At 74.6% G+C, this 17,465-nt stretch carries 15 protein-coding genes and 1 tRNA gene; 6 read left to right on the top strand and 10 right to left on the bottom strand.

Annotated features, from left to right (window positions below):
• The first annotated feature begins 270 nt into the window (after positions 1-270).
• On the top strand, positions 271-1,494 hold the full coding sequence (locus IE241_RS06210) for a M6 family metalloprotease domain-containing protein (protein WP_190021055.1): 1,224 nt from the start codon (positions 271-273) through the stop codon (positions 1,492-1,494).
• 63 nt (positions 1,495-1,557) lie between these two features.
• Here the strand turns inward: IE241_RS06210 and IE241_RS06215 are convergent.
• The 8 genes from IE241_RS06215 to IE241_RS06250 all read right to left on the bottom strand — a co-directional run bounded on the left by IE241_RS06215 (position 1,558) and on the right by IE241_RS06250 (position 8,668).
• A tRNA-Lys gene (locus tag IE241_RS06215) sits at positions 1,558-1,631 on the bottom strand.
• Positions 1,632-1,734: 103 nt separating this feature from the next.
• Positions 1,735-2,400, bottom strand: coding sequence for a bifunctional DNA primase/polymerase (locus tag IE241_RS06220; protein WP_229898857.1), 666 nt, complete (start codon positions 2,398-2,400; stop codon positions 1,735-1,737).
• A gap of 218 nt (positions 2,401-2,618) precedes the next feature.
• A complete protein-coding gene (locus IE241_RS06225; protein ID WP_190020618.1) occupies positions 2,619-2,987 on the bottom strand; it encodes a DUF8844 domain-containing protein in 369 nt (122 codons plus the stop codon).
• Positions 2,988-3,082: 95 nt separating this feature from the next.
• Positions 3,083-4,471, bottom strand: coding sequence for a GH1 family beta-glucosidase (locus IE241_RS06230; protein ID WP_190020619.1), 1,389 nt, complete (start codon positions 4,469-4,471; stop codon positions 3,083-3,085).
• Positions 4,472-4,517: 46 nt separating this feature from the next.
• Positions 4,518-5,480 (bottom strand): carbohydrate ABC transporter permease, encoded by a 963-nt coding sequence (locus IE241_RS06235; protein WP_190020620.1) that lies wholly within the window; start codon positions 5,478-5,480, stop codon positions 4,518-4,520.
• A 9-nt stretch (positions 5,481-5,489) separates the two neighbouring features.
• Complete coding sequence (locus IE241_RS06240; RefSeq protein ID WP_190020621.1) at positions 5,490-6,482, bottom strand: carbohydrate ABC transporter permease; 993 nt, start codon at positions 6,480-6,482, stop codon at positions 5,490-5,492.
• A 45-nt stretch (positions 6,483-6,527) separates the two neighbouring features.
• On the bottom strand, positions 6,528-7,850 hold the full coding sequence (locus IE241_RS06245; protein WP_229898859.1) for an ABC transporter substrate-binding protein: 1,323 nt from the start codon (positions 7,848-7,850) through the stop codon (positions 6,528-6,530).
• 224 nt (positions 7,851-8,074) lie between these two features.
• Positions 8,075-8,668, bottom strand: coding sequence for a histidine phosphatase family protein (locus tag IE241_RS06250; RefSeq protein ID WP_190020623.1), 594 nt, complete (start codon positions 8,666-8,668; stop codon positions 8,075-8,077).
• Positions 8,669-9,040: 372 nt separating this feature from the next.
• Between IE241_RS06250 and IE241_RS06255 the strand changes: the two genes are divergently transcribed.
• From IE241_RS06255 to IE241_RS06270, 4 genes are read left to right on the top strand one after another with little or no spacing between them, the layout of a single operon-like run.
• Positions 9,041-10,060, top strand: a complete 1,020-nt coding sequence (locus IE241_RS06255) for a phosphatase PAP2 family protein (RefSeq protein ID WP_190020624.1) — start codon at positions 9,041-9,043, stop codon at positions 10,058-10,060.
• A complete protein-coding gene (locus IE241_RS06260; RefSeq protein WP_229898861.1) occupies positions 9,981-11,339 on the top strand; it encodes a hypothetical protein in 1,359 nt (452 codons plus the stop codon). Before IE241_RS06255 ends, IE241_RS06260 begins: the two co-directional genes overlap by 80 nt.
• The gene (locus IE241_RS06265) at positions 11,330-12,871 is read left to right on the top strand and encodes a hypothetical protein (protein ID WP_190020625.1); all 1,542 of its coding nucleotides are present in this window, start codon (positions 11,330-11,332) and stop codon (positions 12,869-12,871) included. Before IE241_RS06260 ends, IE241_RS06265 begins: the two co-directional genes overlap by 10 nt.
• A gap of 17 nt (positions 12,872-12,888) precedes the next feature.
• Complete coding sequence (locus IE241_RS06270) at positions 12,889-14,256, top strand: AAA domain-containing protein (RefSeq protein ID WP_190021057.1); 1,368 nt, start codon at positions 12,889-12,891, stop codon at positions 14,254-14,256.
• A 52-nt stretch (positions 14,257-14,308) separates the two neighbouring features.
• On the opposite strand, the gene IE241_RS06275 is transcribed toward IE241_RS06270, so the two are convergent.
• Positions 14,309-15,178: a spermidine synthase gene (locus tag IE241_RS06275; protein ID WP_190020626.1), complete on the bottom strand. Its 870-nt coding sequence runs from the start codon at positions 15,176-15,178 to the stop codon at positions 14,309-14,311.
• 67 nt (positions 15,179-15,245) lie between these two features.
• On the bottom strand, positions 15,246-15,692 hold the full coding sequence (locus IE241_RS06280; protein WP_229898863.1) for a hypothetical protein: 447 nt from the start codon (positions 15,690-15,692) through the stop codon (positions 15,246-15,248).
• A gap of 277 nt (positions 15,693-15,969) precedes the next feature.
• Between IE241_RS06280 and IE241_RS06285 the strand changes: the two genes are divergently transcribed.
• Positions 15,970-17,406 carry an NsdA family TPR-like regulatory protein gene (locus tag IE241_RS06285; protein ID WP_229898864.1) on the top strand — a complete coding sequence of 479 codons (1,437 nt, stop codon included), beginning with the start codon at positions 15,970-15,972 and terminating at the stop codon, positions 17,404-17,406.
• Positions 17,407-17,465: the final 59 nt, after the last annotated feature.

Below are 17,465 nucleotides of genomic sequence, written 5' to 3' on the forward strand. Positions count from 1 at the left end.
GAGAGGACCGTTCCAGCGGTCCTTCCGCGAGAGGCCGGGCCGCGGCCCCCGGGGTGTCCACTTCTGCACGACCGTGCGCGCTCGTGCCTGAGGCTGTTGTGCCACACCATCTCGATTGACCATCAGTGACTGAGTGTGATGTACCCAGAAGTCGGCCTAGTCACTCGACCGGAGCAGCGGAATAGGGCATAACACCATAAATCCACCGAGGGTGGATGAGGTGTCCCGAATCCGTCCCGGGAGGTCGACGTGGTGCGTCCGCAGACACCCATGGGAGTGGACCGGCCGCGGCCGCTGCGCCGCGTCGGGGCCGTCCTCACCGTCCTGTGCGCCATCGCGGCGACCACCCTCGTCGCCGTCCCCGCCCAGGCCGTGGGGCCCGGCGGGCCCTGCGCGCTCCCGCGCAGCCAGGCCCACCACTCCGAAGGGCTCGACAGCTGGAACCCTGCCTACCCACGGCCCGTCGGGCGGCTCGACGCCGTCATGATCTTCCTGTCCTTCCCTGACTCCAGGCCCGCGGTGACCCCGGAGAAGCTCGCGGCCGACCACTTCCCCGCCACCAGCCGCTTCTTCGAACGGGCCTCCTACGGAAGGTTCTCCCTGCGCGCCCACCCGGTGAAGCGGTGGGTCAGGATGCCCCGGTCCGCCACCTCGTACCGGATACAGCGCGACTGGGACGGCGACCGGCGCTCCGACTACCTGCGCGACGCCGTCGCCGCGGCCGACCCCGGCGTGGACTTCAGCCGCTACGACCTCGTCTACCTCGTCGCCGACCCCGACGCCCCCGGCGTCGACTCCGATGCGACCAAGGTCGTCAACCTCGACCGCCCGCTGCAGGCCGACGGCACGCAGCTGCGCCGCATCGTCACCGTCTTCGAGCACCACCCGCCCGACCGCAACGTCCTCGCCCACGAGACCGGGCACGTCCTGGACCTGCCCGACCTCTACCACCGGCCCACCGACGGCAAGGGCGACTGGGACACCCACGTCGGCGACTGGGACCTCATGGGCAGCCAGTTCGGGCTCGCCTCCGACCCGTTCGGCTGGCACAAGTGGAAACTCGGCTGGCTCACGCCGGCCCAGGTCGCCTGTGCCCGCGGCCCCAGCGGCGCCCTCTACACCCTCCAGCCGCTGGAGACGCCGATGCAGCCGGGCGGCGACGGCCGCACCCGCCTGGTCGTCATCCGTACGGGTACCACCACGGCCCTCGTCGTGGAGGCGCGCTCCGCCTCCGGCAACGACAGCGGCGCCTGCACCGAGGGCGTCCTCGTCTACCGGGTGCACAGCGACACCGCCTCGGGCAGCGGTCCGGTGCAGGTGCTCGACGGGCACCCGGGCCACCAGGCCTGCTGGGGCGAGTCCGTCTACCCGCCGCTGGCCGATGCGCCGCTGGGCGTGGGGGAGTCCCTCGCCTCGGAGACCGACGGGGTGCGGGTGACCGTACGGGGGAGGACGGCCGGCGGGTCCTGGACCGTCGGGGTGACCCGGGCGTAGGACGCGCACCCCCGCATACACGCCGAAGGCCCTCACCTGACGGTGAGGGCCTTCGGCTGTCTGTGCGCCGCCAGGGACTCGAACCCCGGACCCGCTGATTAAGAGTCAGCTGCTCTAACCAACTGAGCTAGCGGCGCCTGCTGACAGAGAAGACTCTAGCACCCTGATCGGGTGGAACGAAAATCCGCATGTTTCAGCGGGCTGCGAGGGCGCTCGTGCAGGTCAGCGGGGTGGCCCGGGTCACAGGGCGGGTTCGGGGGCGACCTTGGAGGAGAGCTTGGGGGAGAGGTTTGCAGAGCGCTGTCCCGCCCGGGCGGGGGGCTCGGCGAGCGGCGCGCCGGCCGCCGCGCGGGCCACCCGCACACAGGCCCACAGCAGCGCCTCGGCGTCCGGCAGCCACGGATGGCGCACCTCGGGGGCGACCACCCAGCGGGAGACGGGCGGCGCGGGCTCCTCCGGGCCGGAGGGGTAGAGCGGCGGGACGGTCACGGCGTCGCCCGTGCCGTGGCACAGCAGCGGCGGCATCGCGCGCGCCCACTCCTCCCAGCCGAGCAGCGCGGGCAGGCGCTGGGCCGTGCCGGGGGCCGCGAACAGCTGCAGCCGGCCGCGCTGGGCGGCGACCGGCCCGGAGCCCGGCCCCTTCTCCCATAACCGGTCCAGCACCCGGCGGCCGAACAGGTCGGGGGCGCTGACCACGTCGAAGGCGACGCCGCAGGGCAGCACCACCGGACTGGCCGGGCAGTCGATCCACAAGGCGTGCACGCTGCGGGGGAAGGGGCTGGCCGAGGCGAGCCAGTCCGCCCCGGCGAGCGTGACGTGGGCGGAGCGGGGCAGCCGGGAGGGGGTGCCGGGAGCGCCGGGGCGCAGGGAGAAGGGATCGCGCGGGTCGTACTGCCGAGAGGTCATGGCGCCCATGCTGGGCGGTGCGGGCGCTGCGGAATCCGGTAGTTGCGGAAGTCGGGACAGGGCGGGGTGCGGTGCGCTATTTTTCGCGCCGCATATGCCAACGGCCCATGGTCTCCGCCATGGGCCGTTCCGGTCGCCCGGGGTGGCCGGGGTGCCGGGGTCGTTCGGGGTGCACGGTGCCGCGGGGCCGGGGTGCGGCGCGCGTCACGGCACGCGGGTCACTCGCCGGTCCGGCTGCCGCGCAGCAGATCGCGGCCGAACTCGACCATCTTCTTCGCGTAGTCCTCGCTCCACTCGGCGCGCTCGGCGATCACGGCGGTGGTCAGCCGGTCGAACCGCCGGGGGTCGGCGAGCTGCGCCGCCGCCACCGCCTGGTACTCGGTCGCCCGGTCGGCTGCGGCGCGGAACGCCAGCGCGAGCTCCGTGGAGCGCGTGAGCAGCTCGCGGGGGTCCTCGATCGACTCCAGGTCGAAGAAGTGCTCGGGGTCGGCGACCGCCTCCGGGGGCTCGAAGAGCAGCTGCGCAGGCTTCAGGCGGCGCGGTCGCTCGGTCGGGCCCGCGTCGGGAGCCGACTGCGGCTCGGACATGTACATACCTCCAGGATCGTCTGCACCGCCATCCATTGTCCTGCGCGACGCAAGGGCGCCCCCCCCCCGGCGGCCGTCCCCGATCCCGCTACCGGTCAGTACAGCGGGAGCTGGCCCGTCCGGGCCACCTGGGAGTACCAGCGGGCGCTGGACTTGGGCGTACGGACCTGGGTGGCGTAGTCGACGTGCACCGCGCCGAAGCGCTTGCTGTAGCCGTGGGCCCACTCGAAGTTGTCCAGCAGCGACCAGAGGAAGTAGCCGCGCACGTCGGCGCCGTCCGCGATCGCGCGCCGGACGGCGTCGAGGTGGGCGTGCAGGTAGGCGATGCGCTCCGGATCGTGCACCGCGCCGTCGCCGTCGGGCTTGTCGTCGTAGGCGGCGCCGTTCTCGGTGACCACCAGGGGCAGCCCGGGGACCTCCTCGGCGAAGCGGACCAGCAGGTCGTACAGGCCGGTGGGGTCGACGGACCAGTCCATTGCGGTGCGCTTGCCGGGCGGGCGGTGGAAGGCGACGCCCGCGGCCCCGGGGAACGGCGAAGGCTCGCGGGCCTCACCCGGCAGGACGTTGTCCGTGGCGGCCGCCACCACCGTCGGCGTGTAGTAGTTGATGCCCAGCGAGTCGAGCGGGTGCTTGATGACCGCCGGGTCGCCGTCGTGCACGAACGACCAGTCCGTGATCGCCGCCGTGTCCGCGAGCAGGTCCTCGGGGTAGCCGCCGTGCAGCATGGGGCCCGTGAAGATGCGCGTGGCCAGGGCGTCGATGCGCCGCTGGGCGTCGACGTCCTGCGGGGCGTCGGTGAAGGCGCGGACGACGCCGGGGTTGAGGGTGACCGACACCTGCCCGTGCGAGGGCAGGGCCGCGCGCAGGGCCTGGGCGCCCAGGCCGTGGGCCAGGTTGAGGTGGTGGGCGGAGCGCAGCGCCGCGACGTCGTCGGCGCGGCCGGGGGCGTGCACCCCGGAGCCGTAGCCGAGGAAGGCGCTGCACCAGGGCTCGTTGAGGGTGGTCCACATCTCGACGCGGTCGCCGAGGGCCTCGGCGACGAGGTGGGCGTAGTCCGCGAAGCGGTGGGCGGTGCCGCGCTCGGGCCAGCCGCCCGCCGACTCCAGCTCCTGCGGGAGGTCCCAGTGGTAGAGGGTCAGCACGGGGCGGATGCCGTGGTCGAGGAGGTCGTCGACGAGAGCGCGGTAGAAGTCCAGGCCCGGCTGGTTGGCGTGGCCGCGGCCGGTGGGCTGCACGCGCGGCCAGGAGACGGAGAAGCGGTACGCGCCGAGGCCGAGGTCCGCCATCAGCCGGACGTCGTCCGCGCGGCGGTGGTAGTGGTCGGTGGCCGTGTCGCCGGTGTCGCCGCCGAGGGTCTTGCCCGGGGTGTGGGAGAAGGTGTCCCAGATGGAGGGCGTGCGGCCGTCCTCATGGGGCGCGCCCTCGACCTGGTACGCCGCGGTCGCGGTGCCCCAGAGGAAGCCGGGCGGGAAGTTCACGGTCATCGGGGTCTCCCGGGAGGTGGGGGCGTGGAGGGGGAGCGGCGCGGGGTCAGCCCTTGACGGCGCCCCGCATGATGCCGCCGACGATCTGTTTGCCGAAGAGGGTGAAGGCGAGCAGCAGCGGCAGGGTGCCCAGCAGCGCGCCGGCCATGATCACGGACTGGTCGGGGACGTAACCGCGGCCGAGCCCGGTGAGGGCCACCTGCACGGTCGGGTTCTCCTGGGTCAGCGCGATGATCGGCCAGAAGAAGTCGTTCCAGGCCTGGACGAAGGACAGCATGGCGAGCACGGCCATCGCGGGCCGGGCGACGGGGAAGACGACGTGCCAGATGACGCGCAGGCTGCTCGCCCCGTCCACGCGGGCCGCCTCGACCAGCTCGCCGGGGAGCGCCTCCAGCAAGTACTGCCGCATGAAGAAGACGCCGAAGGCGCTGACGAGCGTGGGCAGGACCACCGACTGCAGCTGGTCGGTCCACTTGAGCTCGGCGATGACCATGAACAGGGGGACGACGCTCAGCTGCGGCGGCACCATCATCGTGCCGACCGTGAGCAGCAGCAGCGCGCCGCTGAAGCGGAACTTCAGCTTGGCGAACGCGAAGCCGGCGACGGTGCAGAAGACGACCGTGCCGAGCGCGACGGTGCCCGCGACGAGCAGGGTGTTGAGCAGGGCCAGGCCCATGTTGGCCTCGGTCCAGGCGGTGCCGGCGTTCTCGGCGAGCCGGGTGCCGAACCAGAAGGGCGGCGGGGTCCTGGCCAGACGGGCGTTGTCCCGGGAGGCGGTGACCGCCGTCCAGACGAGCGGGAAGAGCGAGCCGGCGGTGAAGAGCGACAGCACCGCGTAGGTCAGGGGGCCGCCGTGCAGCTGCCGGCCCGCGCGCGTGCGGGCCGCGCCGGACGCGCTCCGGTGCGGCAGCCGGGGGCGGCGGAGCCGGCGCAGGGCCGCCGCACGGGACGGGGCCCGCTGGGGCCCGGGGCCCTCGGGTCTCGGTCGTCCGGTCGTCGTGATCGTCACGGCAGTCCCTCAGTGGCTCTTCCGCAGCCGCCGCGCGATGAGCATGTTGGCCGCGGCGATCAGCAACAGGATCAGGAACATCGTCCAGGCGACGGCGGAGGCGCGCCCGAGGTGGAAGTTGAACCAGCCCTGTTCGTAGAGGTAGAGGCCGAGGGTCTGGAACTGGTGCGAGGCCCCGCCCTTCTGCCCGCCCGCCCCGCCGAACAGCAGGGGCTCGCCGAAGAGCTGGGTGGCGCCGATGGTGGAGACGACGACGGTGAACAGGATGGTCGGGCGCAGGGCGGGCACGGTGACGTAGCGGAACTGCTGCCGGCGGGAGGCCCCGTCCAGCGCCGCGGACTCGTACAGCTCGTCGGGCACGGCCTGCATGGCGGCCAGGTAGATCAGGGCGTTGTAGCCCGTCCACCGCCAGATGACGATCGAGGAGACCGCGAACTGGGAGCTCCAGGTGCCGTTCTGCCAGTCGACGGGGCTGATGCCGAGGCCTCCCAGGGCCCAGTTGACCATGCCGTAGTCGCGTCCGTAGAGGAGGACGAAGACCAGGGTGGCGGCGGCGACGGAGGTGGCGTACGGGGTGAGGAGGGCGACCCGCCAGAAGGTGGCGGCGCGCAGCCGGTAGTGCAGGAGGTGGGCGAGGCCGAGCGCCATCAGCAGCTGCGGGACGGTGGAGATCACGCCGATGGTGAAGGTGTTGCGCAGGGCGTTCCAGAAGAAGGCGTCGTCCAGCAGGCGGGTGTAGTTGTGCAGGCCCACCCACTCCATGTGGTCCGGCGCGGCCAGCTCCACCCGGTGCAGCGAGGCCCAGCCGGTGTAGAGGAGCGGGAAGAGGCCGAAGGCGCCGAAGAAGAGGAAGAACGGCGCGATGAAGGCGTACGGGCTGTAGCGGACGTCCCAGCGGTAGAGGCGGCTGCGCCAGGGGCCCGGGCGGGCCCTGCCGTGCGTGCCCGGCGGGCGGGGGACGGGGGCCCCGGCCTCCTCGACGGTCCCGGCCGTGGCCGTCATGCGTCCGCCCTGTTCATGCGTGCGCCTTGTATACGTGCGCCCTGTTCATGCGTCCACCGCGTTCTCGATCTCCTTCTGCGCCGCCTTCCAGCCGGCCTCGGGGGACTTGCCCTGCTGCTCGACCTGGGGGATGCCGACGTCGGTGAAGGCCGTGCCGATCTGCGCCTCCTTCGGGCCGATGACCAGCGTCGGGATGGCACGGGCCGCATCCGAGAAGATCCGGCCGACGGGGGCGCCGCCGAAGTAGGGGTTGCGGGCGTCCCGGACGAGGGGCATCGCGTAGGAGGCGGGCGTGGAGGGGATGCTGGCCTGCCGGCCGAAGAGCTTGGCCTGCTGCTCGGGGGCGGTGAGCCAGACCGCGAGGGCGGTGGCCGCGGCGCGGTGCCGGGCGGCCCTGGGCACGGTGATGAAGGAGCCGCCCCAGTTGGCGGGGCGGGGCGCGGCGGCGACGTCCCACTTGTCCTTGCCGGCGGCTCCCGCCTTCTCCTTGATGTAGCCCAGCATCCAGGGCGGGCAGGCCACGGAGGCGAAGCGGCCGTTGGCGTAGGCCTGGTCCCAGGGCTTCTCGAACTGCTTGAGCCGGGCGGTCAGCCCGCCCCGGGCGGCCTGCATGGCCAGGTCCCAGGACTCCTTGACGGCCGGGCTGGAGCGGTAGACCGGACGGCCGCCGCGGTCGTAGTAGCGCTCGGCGTGGGCGTGGACGGAGGCGTTGTAGATGCCGGCGGCCGAGTCGGTGAAGACCGTGCCCGCGGGGGCGTGCGCCTTGTACCGCTTGCCGGTGTCGATGTACTTCTGCCAGTCGCCGGCCCAGAGCCTGCCGACGCTCTCGCGGTCGGTGGGCAGCCCGGCCCTGCGGAAGAGGTCCTTGCGGTAGCAGACGGCGATGGGGCCGATGTCCGTGCCGAGGCCGATCGTGCGGCCGCTGCGGGTGGTGGCCTGGTCCCACTTCCAGCGCAGCCAGTCGCTCCTGCGGACGCCCGCGGCCCGGGAGAGGTCGACGAAGCGGTCGGCCTGGGTGGTGACGATCTCGTTGATGTTGCCGGTCTCGACGGCCTGGACGTCGGCGAGGCCGCCGCCGGCCGCGAGGTGGGTGAGGAGCTGCGGGTAGTAGGCGTCGTTCCGCTCGATCACGCTCTCTTTGATCGTGACGTCGGGGTGCAGCCGCTCGTACTCGGCGTAGAGACCGGCCTGCTTGTAGCCGAAGACGCCGAAGGTGCCGACGGTGACCGTGGTGCTCCGGCCACCGGTGCCGCTCCCGCCGTCCTCACCGCTCCCGGCATCCTCCGCGCAGGCGGCGAAGAGGAGCGCGGCGAGGGTGGTGGCGGCGATGCCGGCGGCCGCCTCGCGGCGACGGCGGGCGCGGCTCACGGCACCTGCGCAGGGCGCCCGGGGGTGCCCGTTTCCGTCACGCTGCCGGGTGCCATCGCTCTCACGCCCTTCGCTGTCGACGGCACGGTCCCGCTCCGCGAAGCCGCGCCGTGTCCCTTCCGGCATCCGATCATTCCCTCGGATGAGGCGATCGTCGCTCCGGCCGCGCCCTCCTCACCCGTAGGAGGGAGCTCGCGCGGGGGCGCCCGGGACGGGCGGGGGCGTCAGGCGAGGTGACCGGTGTCGTTCCAGCGTTCGAGCGCCGGGGCGCCGTAGGCCCAGCCGAGGATGGACAGCGAGGTGGGGTCGAGGCGGATGCGGGAGCCGAAGAAGATGTCCTCGCCCATCCAGCGGGCGGCGATGGTGCGCAGGATGTGGCCGTGGGCGAAGACCAGCACGTCGCGGTCGGCGGAGCGGGCCCACTCGACGACCTCGTCGGCGCGGGCGCTGACCTCGGCGAGGGTCTCGCCCCCGGGCACGCCGTCGCGCCAGATCAGCCAGCCGGGGCGCTGCGCCTTGATCTCGGCGGGCGTCATCCCCTCGTAGGCGCCGTAGTCCCACTCCATCAGTGCGTCCCAGGCGGTCGCCCGGTCGCCGAAACCGGCCAGCTCGCAGGTCTCGTGGGCGCGCAGCAGGGGGCTGGTGCGGATCTCGGTGTCCGGCAGGCCGTCCCAGGGGGCGCGGTGCAGCCGCTCGCCCAGCAGCTTGGCGCCGCGGCGGCCCTCGTCGAGGAGCGGGATGTCCGTGCGGCCGGTGTGCTTGCCGGACAGCGACCACTCGGTCTGTCCGTGCCGGGCCAGCAGGATCCGCGGTGCCATGAAGCGCCCCTTCACAGTCTTCGTCTTCGTGACAGTCTTCGGCGACGGTCTTCGGCGACGGGTCTTCGGTGATTTTTCCAACAGAACTCGTCACAGATCACCGCACTGCCCCTGTATTTCAAAAGGACAACGACAGAAACGATCTGCTCGTCCTCCATCATCGCTCACCCGGCCGACGCGTTCCTCACACCGGTCACAGGCAACCCCGGCGTCAATCGAGGCGTCTCCTCCCCCGCACACCTGTCGGCACGGCAGAACAGCGGGCGAACTCGGGGTTTCCTTCAAGTCGCGGGGCGGTGTGCGATCGATGCGACGTACACCGTACGGTGGCATGCGCGCTTGTTGGCCGTCTGACTAATGGAGAGCGTCCGGATGTACCGCACCGCACCACAAGGAAAGCGGCCGCGCTGGTGGACCGAACTGCCGCTGATCGCCGTGGTGTACGCGCTGTACTCCGCCGGCCGGCTGCTGGTCCGCGGCGGCGTGCAGCCCGCCGTCGACCACGGACTGGCGATTCTCGATCTTGAGAAAACCTTCCGAATAAACTTCGAGCACCCGCTGAACCGGCTGTTCACCGACCACCCGGCCATCGGCATACCCGCCGACTTCGCCTACGCCTCGCTGCACTATCTGCTCACCCCGGCGATCCTGATCTGGCTCTTCAAGCGGCGCCCGGCCGAATACCGCCTCCAGCGCAGCTGGCTGATGATCTCCACCCTCATCGGCCTCGTGGGTTTCACCCTGCTGCCCACCTGCCCGCCCCGGCTGCTCGACACCGGCTACGGCTTCGTCGACACCATGGCCCAGTACGCCTCCTACGGCTGGTGGGGCGGTGAGGCCAGCGCCCCCCGCGGCCTCGGCGGCATGACCAACCAGTACGCCGCGATGCCGAGCCTCCACGTCGGCTGGGCCCTGTGGTGCGGCGTCGTCCTCTGGCGCCAGGGCCGCACCGCCTGGGCGAAGGCCGCCGGAGTCGTCTACCCGCTCGCCATCACCCTCGTCGTGATGGGCACCGCCAACCACTACTTCCTCGACGCCGTCGCGGGCGCCGCCGTCATGGTCGCCGGCCTGCTGCTGGCCAAGCCCGCGCTGCGCCTCGCGGACCGGCTCAAGAGCCGCCTGTTCAAGGGCAGCCTGGTCAAGGGCCGCCCGGTCGGCGCGGGACGCGGCGAAACGGCCGGGACGCCCGCGAATGTCAGTGGCGGGTGCGAGACTTCGGCGGGTACAGCGCTTCCCCGGGCTGCGGCCTCCGGCACCGCCGCCGGAGACGGCCGTCCGGGAGCGCCGCAGCGACCTCACGAGGCGGACGCCAGTGACCACATCCCCCGACAGCCGGCCCACGGCACGGCCGGCGACAGCCGCACCGGCGACCCTGCGGCAGCGGCTCGCTGAGCTGCGCGGGCCGGGCCGCCCGCCCCGCCCGCTCGACGCCCGCGCCCTGGCGGCCCTCGCCGCCAACCCCGGCTGCCGGCGCCGCGTCCTGCTCGACGGCGCCGGCGTCGACAAGGGCGCCCTGGCCACGGCCCTCGGCTCGCCGGCCGCCTTCGGCCAGTCGCAGTTCGCGATCGTGCGCGGCCACTCCTTCGAGGCCCGCGCCAAGGCCGACGGCGGTACGGAGCTCGTCCGCCTGCTCCACGAGCGCCTGCGCGACGGCACGCCCGCCCCGGGCCCCGGCTCCGTGGACGTCCCCGACCTCACCGCGAGCGGCCCCGAAGGCCGCACCGCCCGGACGGCGCTCGCGCTGCGCGAGGCCACGGCCGCCGGGCGCTGGGCCCTCCTCGACCACCCCCTGCTCGCCCTCCCGGTGTCCGGCACCCCCGCCTTCCTGGAGCCCGACGCCGTGGTCGTCCACCCCGACGGCTCGTGGACGGTCGTCGAGATCAAGTCCTTCCCGGTGATCGACGGCGCGGCCGACCCCGGCAAGGTCGGCGCCGCCGCCCGGCAGGCCGCCGTCTACGTCCTGGCCCTGGAGGAGCTCGCGGCCCGCACCGCCGGTGGGGACGCTGGGGGCGGTGTGGGCAGTGGGGATGACGGGGACAGCGGGCATGGCAGGGACGGCGGGGACAGCGGGGGCGGCGCGCGCGTACGCCACGAGATCCTGCTCGTCTGCCCGAAGGACTTCGCCAACGTCCCGGTCGCCGAGCTCGTCGACGTCCGCAAGCCGCGCGCCACCACCCGCCGCCAGCTCGCCCGGCTCGCCCGCGTCGAGGACATCGCCGCGGCGCTGCCCGCAGGCACCACCTTCGACCTCCGCCTGGCCGACGACGGCCGGACGGCCACCCGGCCCGCCGAAGAGCTCGCCGCCGCCGTCGAAGCGGTCGACGCCGCCTATGCACCGGAGTGCCTGGCCGCCTGCGAGCTGGCCTTCCACTGCCGCGCCCGGGCCCGGGCCGAGGGAGCCGTGGCCGCCCTGGGCCGCGGGCTGCGCGGGGAGCTGGGCGGCCTGACCACGGTGGAGTCCGTGCTCGCCGCGGCGCTCGACGGGACGGCGGGCGGGGCGGTCGGCGGCGGTCCTGCGTCCCCGGGCGCCTCTGCGGATGCCGCCCCCGACCCCACCGTCGTCGCGCTGCGCCGCGCCGCCGCCCTCCGCTCCGAGGCCCTCGCCCTCGCGCCCTTCCCCGCGCCTGCCCCTGCACCTGCCCTCGCCGGAACGGAGGCCGCATGTCGCTGATCGCCACGCTCGCCCGGATGGAGGCCGTGCGGGACGGCCGGGCCCGGCCCCTCACCACCGTGCGCCACCGTCACCTGGCCGAGCGCCCGCTGGTGTTCGTCCCGCTGACCACCGCCGGTGAGGCGGGCGCCCCGCTCGGCGCGCTCGTGGGCACCGAGCGGGAGCGGCCCCGCCTCCTGGCCGTGCCGCAGCCGCGCGACCGCGACCTGCGCTCCGCCTTCCTCGCCGAGCTGGCCGAGGAGATGCTGCCGTACATCGAGGGCTTCGCCGAGGACGTCACCGCGGAGGAGCGCAAGGAGACCGACCCCGAGACCGGCAAGAAGGTCACGGTCGAGGTCGAGCTGTGCGCGGGCGCGCCGCAGCTGCTGGTGCCGAGCGCGGCGGGCGTCGCCTACGTCCGGCTGCTGGGGCGCTCCATGCGCTTCCGCCGCACGGCCGAGCAGGATCCGGAGACGCCCCACCCCGCCCCGCCGCGCGTCCCGCTCCTGGGCCGCTGGCTCACGCACTTCGGCGAGCGCGCCCGCGTCCCCGGCTCGTCGCTGCTCCTGCCGGTGACGCAGCTCCTGGCCCGCCACTGGGCCACGGGCCAGAGCACCCTGGAGGACCAGCACCTGGGGGCGCTGCTCGCCTGGACCGACCCCCCGGCCGGGCTGACGGGCGCGGAGGCCGCGCTGCGCGCGGAGCTCGCGCGCGACGCCGCGGGGCAGCTGCTCCACCCGCCCGCGGGCCCGGCCACCGACCCCGCCTTCGACAACAAGCTCCTGGCCCCGGCCACCGCACGCTTCGACGCGGGCCTGCCCGGCGCCGAGCAGGAGATCCGCGAGCTCCTGGAGTCACAGCTGCGCCCCACGTGGGAGGCGGTCTGGCGCGGCGTCGACCTGCTGCGCGCCCTGCCCGAGGGGGAGCGGGTCGGCGAGCGCTGGAAGCGCGACCGCTGGTCCTACACCGCGCACCGCGACCGCGTACGGGCCGGCGAGCCCCCGCAGCCCCGGCGGGACGACGCCGTGACGGCCGCCCGCAAGCTCGCGGCGCGGGAGACGGCGCAGGCCCAGCTGGACGCCCAGGAGGCACTGGACGATCCGCTGGTGATGGCCGGGCGGCGGCTGGCGGGCGAGGCGTTCGCGGGGGAGGTCACCGACGTGGTGATGGAGTACACGGAGGCGAAGGTGCCGCGGCCCAGGCCGCTGGTCACGCTGCGCACGGACGACAGCCCGTTCCTCGCCGACGGCGTGAAGGTGCACCGCGCCCTGCCGGGCGGCAAGTCGCAGTCGGCCGAGTTCGCGGGCCATGTGCCCGGCGATCCGGGCGCGCTGACGGTGCGTCTGACCGGCGGCATGGGGCGCGGCAAGGTGCCCGAGCCCGGCTCGGTCCCGGAGAAGGGCGACCGCGTCTGCTGGACGCTCTTCGAGCACGCCCCGCGCGGTGGCCCCGAGCTGCCCGACCCCGACCGCACGCCCTGGACGCACGGCGGCCCGCCCGGCGAGCCGGCGGCCGAGCTGCCCGACCCGGTGACCTCGGAGGATCTGCTGTGAAGACGTTCACGGTGCCCATGGAGGGTGCCCTGCCGCCGCAGCGCGGGCGCGCCGCGGATCCGGGCGCGGCCGCCGAGGCGGTGACGGCCCGGATCCTGCACGACACGCTGCACAGCCCGGAGCGCGGGGTCGTCGTCGACTCCCCGCCGGGCGCGGGCAAGTCGACGCTCGTCGTCCGCGCCGCGCGGGAGCTGGCCGCCGCGGGCCGCCCGCTGATGATCGTCGCCCAGACCAACGCCCAGGTGGACGACCTGGTGCTGCGGCTGGCCGCGAAGGACCCCGAGCTGCCGGTCGGGCGGCTGCACAGCAGCGACGCGAGCCCCTACGACCGCGCGCTCGACGCCCTGCCCTCGGTGGTGACGTCCGCGAAGGCGGCCGAGCTGGCGGGGCTGCCGGTCGTGGTGTCCACGGCCGCGAAGTGGGCACACACCAAGGTCGCCGAGCCGTGGGGCCACGCGATCGTGGACGAGGCCTATCAGATGCGGTCGGACGCCCTGCTGGCCGTGGCCGGGCTCTTCGAGCGGGCGCTGTTCGTGGGCGACCCGGGCCAGCTGGACCCGTTCAGCGTGGTGGGGGCCGACGGCGTCGCGCAGTGGGCCGGGCTCTCGTACGACCCGTCGGCGAGCGCGGTGAGCACGCTGCTCGCCCACAACCCCGGCCTGCCCCAGCACCGGCTGCCGGTCTCCTGGCGGCTGCCCGCCTCGGCCGCGCCCCTGGTGTCGGCCGCCTTCTATCCGTACACGCCCTTCCGCAGCGGCACGGACCACGGCGACCGCCGGCTGTCCTTCGGCGTGGCCTCGGACGGCTCCGGCCCGGACCGCGTGCTGGACGAGGCGGCCGTCTCGGGCTGGGGCCTGCTGGAGCTGCCGGCCCGTCACACGCCGCGCACGGACCCGGAGGCCGTGGGCGCGGTGGCGCACGTCGTCCGGCGGCTGCTGGACCGCGGCGGGGTGACGGTCAGCGAGGCGGCGCCCGATCCGGTGCCGCTGACGGCCGCCCGGATAGCGGTCGGCACCGCCCACCGCGACCAGGCCGCGGCGGTCCGGGCGGCGCTCGCCGGCCTGGGCGTGCAGGGCGTCACGGTCGATACGGCGAACCGGCTGCAGGGCCGTGAGTTCGACGTGACGGTCATGCTGCACCCGCTCTCGGGCCGCCCCGACGCGACGGCCTTCCACCTGGAGACCGGCCGCCTGTGCGTCCTCGCCTCCCGGCACCGGCACGCGTGCATCGTGGTGTGCCGCGCGGGCGTGGACCGGCTGCTGGACGAGCACCCGTCGACGGAGCCGGTGCAGCTGGGGGTCACGGTGAAGTTCCCGGACGGCTGGGAGGCCATGATGTCGACGTGGGACCACTGGTCGGAGCACCGGGTGCGCTGGCGGCCCTGACCGGCAACCGGTGCCGCGGTCAGTCGAAGGACGGTCACTCGAACAAGGACGGTCACTCGAACACGGACGGCGGCGGCTCCGGCGACGGCTTGGCGGCCGCGTCCGTGACCGGTGCCGCGCCGCCCGTGAAGTCCGCCAGCGCCCGGCCGTGTTCGACGCGCCCCTGGTGCGGGTCGGAGGCGGCCCGGCGGGTCAGCTCGGCGATCGGCAGCGCGTGGTCGGAGGCGAGCAGCACGGCGTTGCCGAAGCGGCGGCCGCGCAGCACCGCCGGATCGGCCGTCAGGCAGAGCTCGGGGAAGACGGTGCCCACGGTCGCGATCTGGGACTTCACGTACGCGAGCGGCGGGCCGTCCGCGAGGTTCGCGGCGTAGAAGCCGCCGGGCCGCAGGGCCCGCCGCACCTCGCCCGCGAATTCGGTGCTGGTCAGATGGGCGGGGGTGCGGGCGCCGGAGAACACGTCGGCGATGATCAGGTCGGCCCAGCCGTCCGGCACCTTGGCCAGTCCCTCGCGGGCGTCCACGCTGCGCACCCGGATCCGCCACCCGCTGTCCAGCGGCAGCTCGCGCCGTACGAACTGGACGAGCGGCGCGTCGATCTCGACGATCTGCTGGGTCGAGCGGGGGCGGGTCGCGGCGACGTACCGGGCGAGGGTGAAGGCTCCGCCGCCCAGGTGCACGGCCTGGACGGGCTTGCCGGGCGGCGCCACGAGGTCGGCCAGGTGGCCGAGCCTGCGCTGGTAGGCGAAGTCCAGGTAGGAGGGGTCGTCGAGGTCGACGTGGGACTGGGGCGCGCCGTCGATCAGGAGGGTGAAGCCGCGGGGGCGGTCACGGTCGGGCACGAGCTCGGCGAGCCCGCCCGCCACCTGCTCCGTGACCGCTTCGGCGGCGCGGCCGCGCCCTTGCTTCTTCTTGACCTTGCCCACCCGGCAAGTATCGCCCAGGGACGGGGACCGGCCCGCGACACCGCCCGGACCGGCCGGCGCGGAGCGGCTAGCGGCAGCGGTCGACCGCGGCGATCGTCCGGGCGGCCTCGCCGAGGGCGTCGCGCAGGACCGCCGGGTCCGTGGCGGAGGAGAAGGCGGCCTCCGGGGCGACGAGCCAGCCGGCGCCGGTGAGGGGCTGCTCGTCGGGGACCACGCGCAGCCCCCGGCCGTGGGTCTGGGTGCAGGCGCTGCCCGGGACGTCCCAGGCGTCGGCGGTGCCGGGGGGCACCAGGAAGCCGAGGGTGTCGCACTCGCCGTCGTGCAGCACGGGGCCGACGCCGTCGCGCAGCCGGAGGATGTCGACCGCCTCCAGGCCCTGGCGGGCGGGGACGGTGACGAGGTCGCACGGGCCGGCGTCGGGCCCGAGGCCCGGTGCCTGGGGTGCGCAGGGCGAAGGGCTGCGGTCCTGACGCGGCTGGTGCAGGGCCGTCGTCCGCGAGCTGCTGCTGTCCACTCCGGCCTCCACCAAGGGAAACCCCTCCTCCGCCGTGCCACTACGCTCCGCGTCGAGCGTGCTCGGAGGGTTCAACGCGCGAGGGGCGTCAACGGCAACGGGTACATGCCGTCACAAAGGATGGCAGTTCATGGCGGATCGCGGGTGAGATATCCGGTTTGTAGTCAAACGGGGGGCTGAATCCGGGGCCGAACGGGGGGAGCGGGGCGCCGATTGCCGGTACGGTCTTCTCCCGCCGAGCGCAGTCGGCGGAGTCACTCGCCAGAAGGGTGCGGCCATGGTGTCGTCCCACGTGTCCCCGTCCCCCCGCTCCGGGCCCGCCGAGCCGGGCGGACCGGTTGAGCCGGTCGGACCGGTGGGTCCCGGTGGCCCGGACGGCCGGGACAGCCGTCCGAACACGGTCTTCAGGCAGCTGCGGGGCGCGCGCTCGCCGGCCGAGTTCGCGGCGGCCGTGCGGCGGGCCGCCCGCGAGATCGGCGAGCAGGTCTCGTGCGACGCGCGCTACATCGGCCGGGTCGAGTCGGGGGAGATCCGCTGCCCCAACTACGCCTACGAGCGGGTGTTCCGGCACATGTTCCCCGGCCGCGAGCCGGAGGACATGGGCTTCGTCCCGCGCGAGGTGGTCCGCGGACGGGGCGCGCGCGCCGAGCATCGCACCGAACAGCGCACCGAACTTCGCATCGAGCAGCCCAAGGAGAGCGACGTGTTGCGTCGCGCGTTCATGACCGGCGGCACGGCGGCGGCGGTGGCCGCGGCCTCCCTGAGCACCGCCGTCCCCGCCGCGTCCGCGCCGCGCGGCCCGCGCCGCGCCGGCGAGGCCGAGGCGTCCGCGGTCGAGCAGGCCGTCCGCCGCATCCGGCTGCTGGACGACCGGCACGGCGCCGACGGCCTCTACCGGCGCGCCACCCGCCCGCTGCGGATCGCCTACGAGCTGCTCGACGCCGACACCCGCCGCCGGTCCGTCGCCGAGCGGCTGCAGGGGGGCGCCGGTGAACTCTCGCTCTCCGTCGGCTGGCTGGCCCACGACTCCGGGCGGTTCGCGGACGCCCGCTCCCACTACGCCGAGGCGCTGGCGACGGCCCGGGTGGCCGGGGACGCGGCGCTGGAGGCCCACGCCTTCTGCAACACCGCCTTCCTCGCGCGGGACGCGGGCCGCCCGCGCGAGGCCGTGCGTGCGGCGCAGGCCGCGCAGGGCGCCGCGAAGGGGCTGGCCTCCGCGCGGCTGATGTCCCTGCTGTCCCTGCGGGAGGCCGGCGGCTGGGCCGGGCTCGGCGACCGGGCCGCCTGCGAGGCCGCCCTGCTACGGGCCCGGACGCTCTTCGGCCGCGGGCCGGGCGACGCCGACCCCGAGTGGATGAGCTTCTTCGGGGAGGCCGAGCTGGAGGGGCTGGAGGCCCAGTGCCGGTCGGCGCTCGGCGACTGGGCGCGGGCGGCGGAGCACGCCCGGCGCGCCGTCGGCCTCCAGGACGCCCACTTCGCCCGCAACACCGCCCTCTTCACCGCGCAGCTCGCCGGTGACCTCGCCCGGGGCGGGGCGCCGGACGCGGCGGCGGCCGCGGGGGAGCGCACGCTGGACCTGCTGACCGAGGTCCGCTCGACCCGGATCCGGACGATGCTCGCCGGCACGGCCCGGCTGCTCGGCCGCCACGGCGGCGTGCCGTCGGTGGCGGGGTTCCTGGAGCGCCACGCGGCGGAGCGGAGGGCCGGCGCGTGACACACCGCTGACACGCCGCACGAAACCCCGTACGGCCCAAACGAGCCCGCCGTACGACT

This window comes from Streptomyces hiroshimensis (genome assembly GCF_014650335.1).
Classification (GTDB): domain Bacteria; phylum Actinomycetota; class Actinomycetes; order Streptomycetales; family Streptomycetaceae; genus Streptomyces; species Streptomyces hiroshimensis.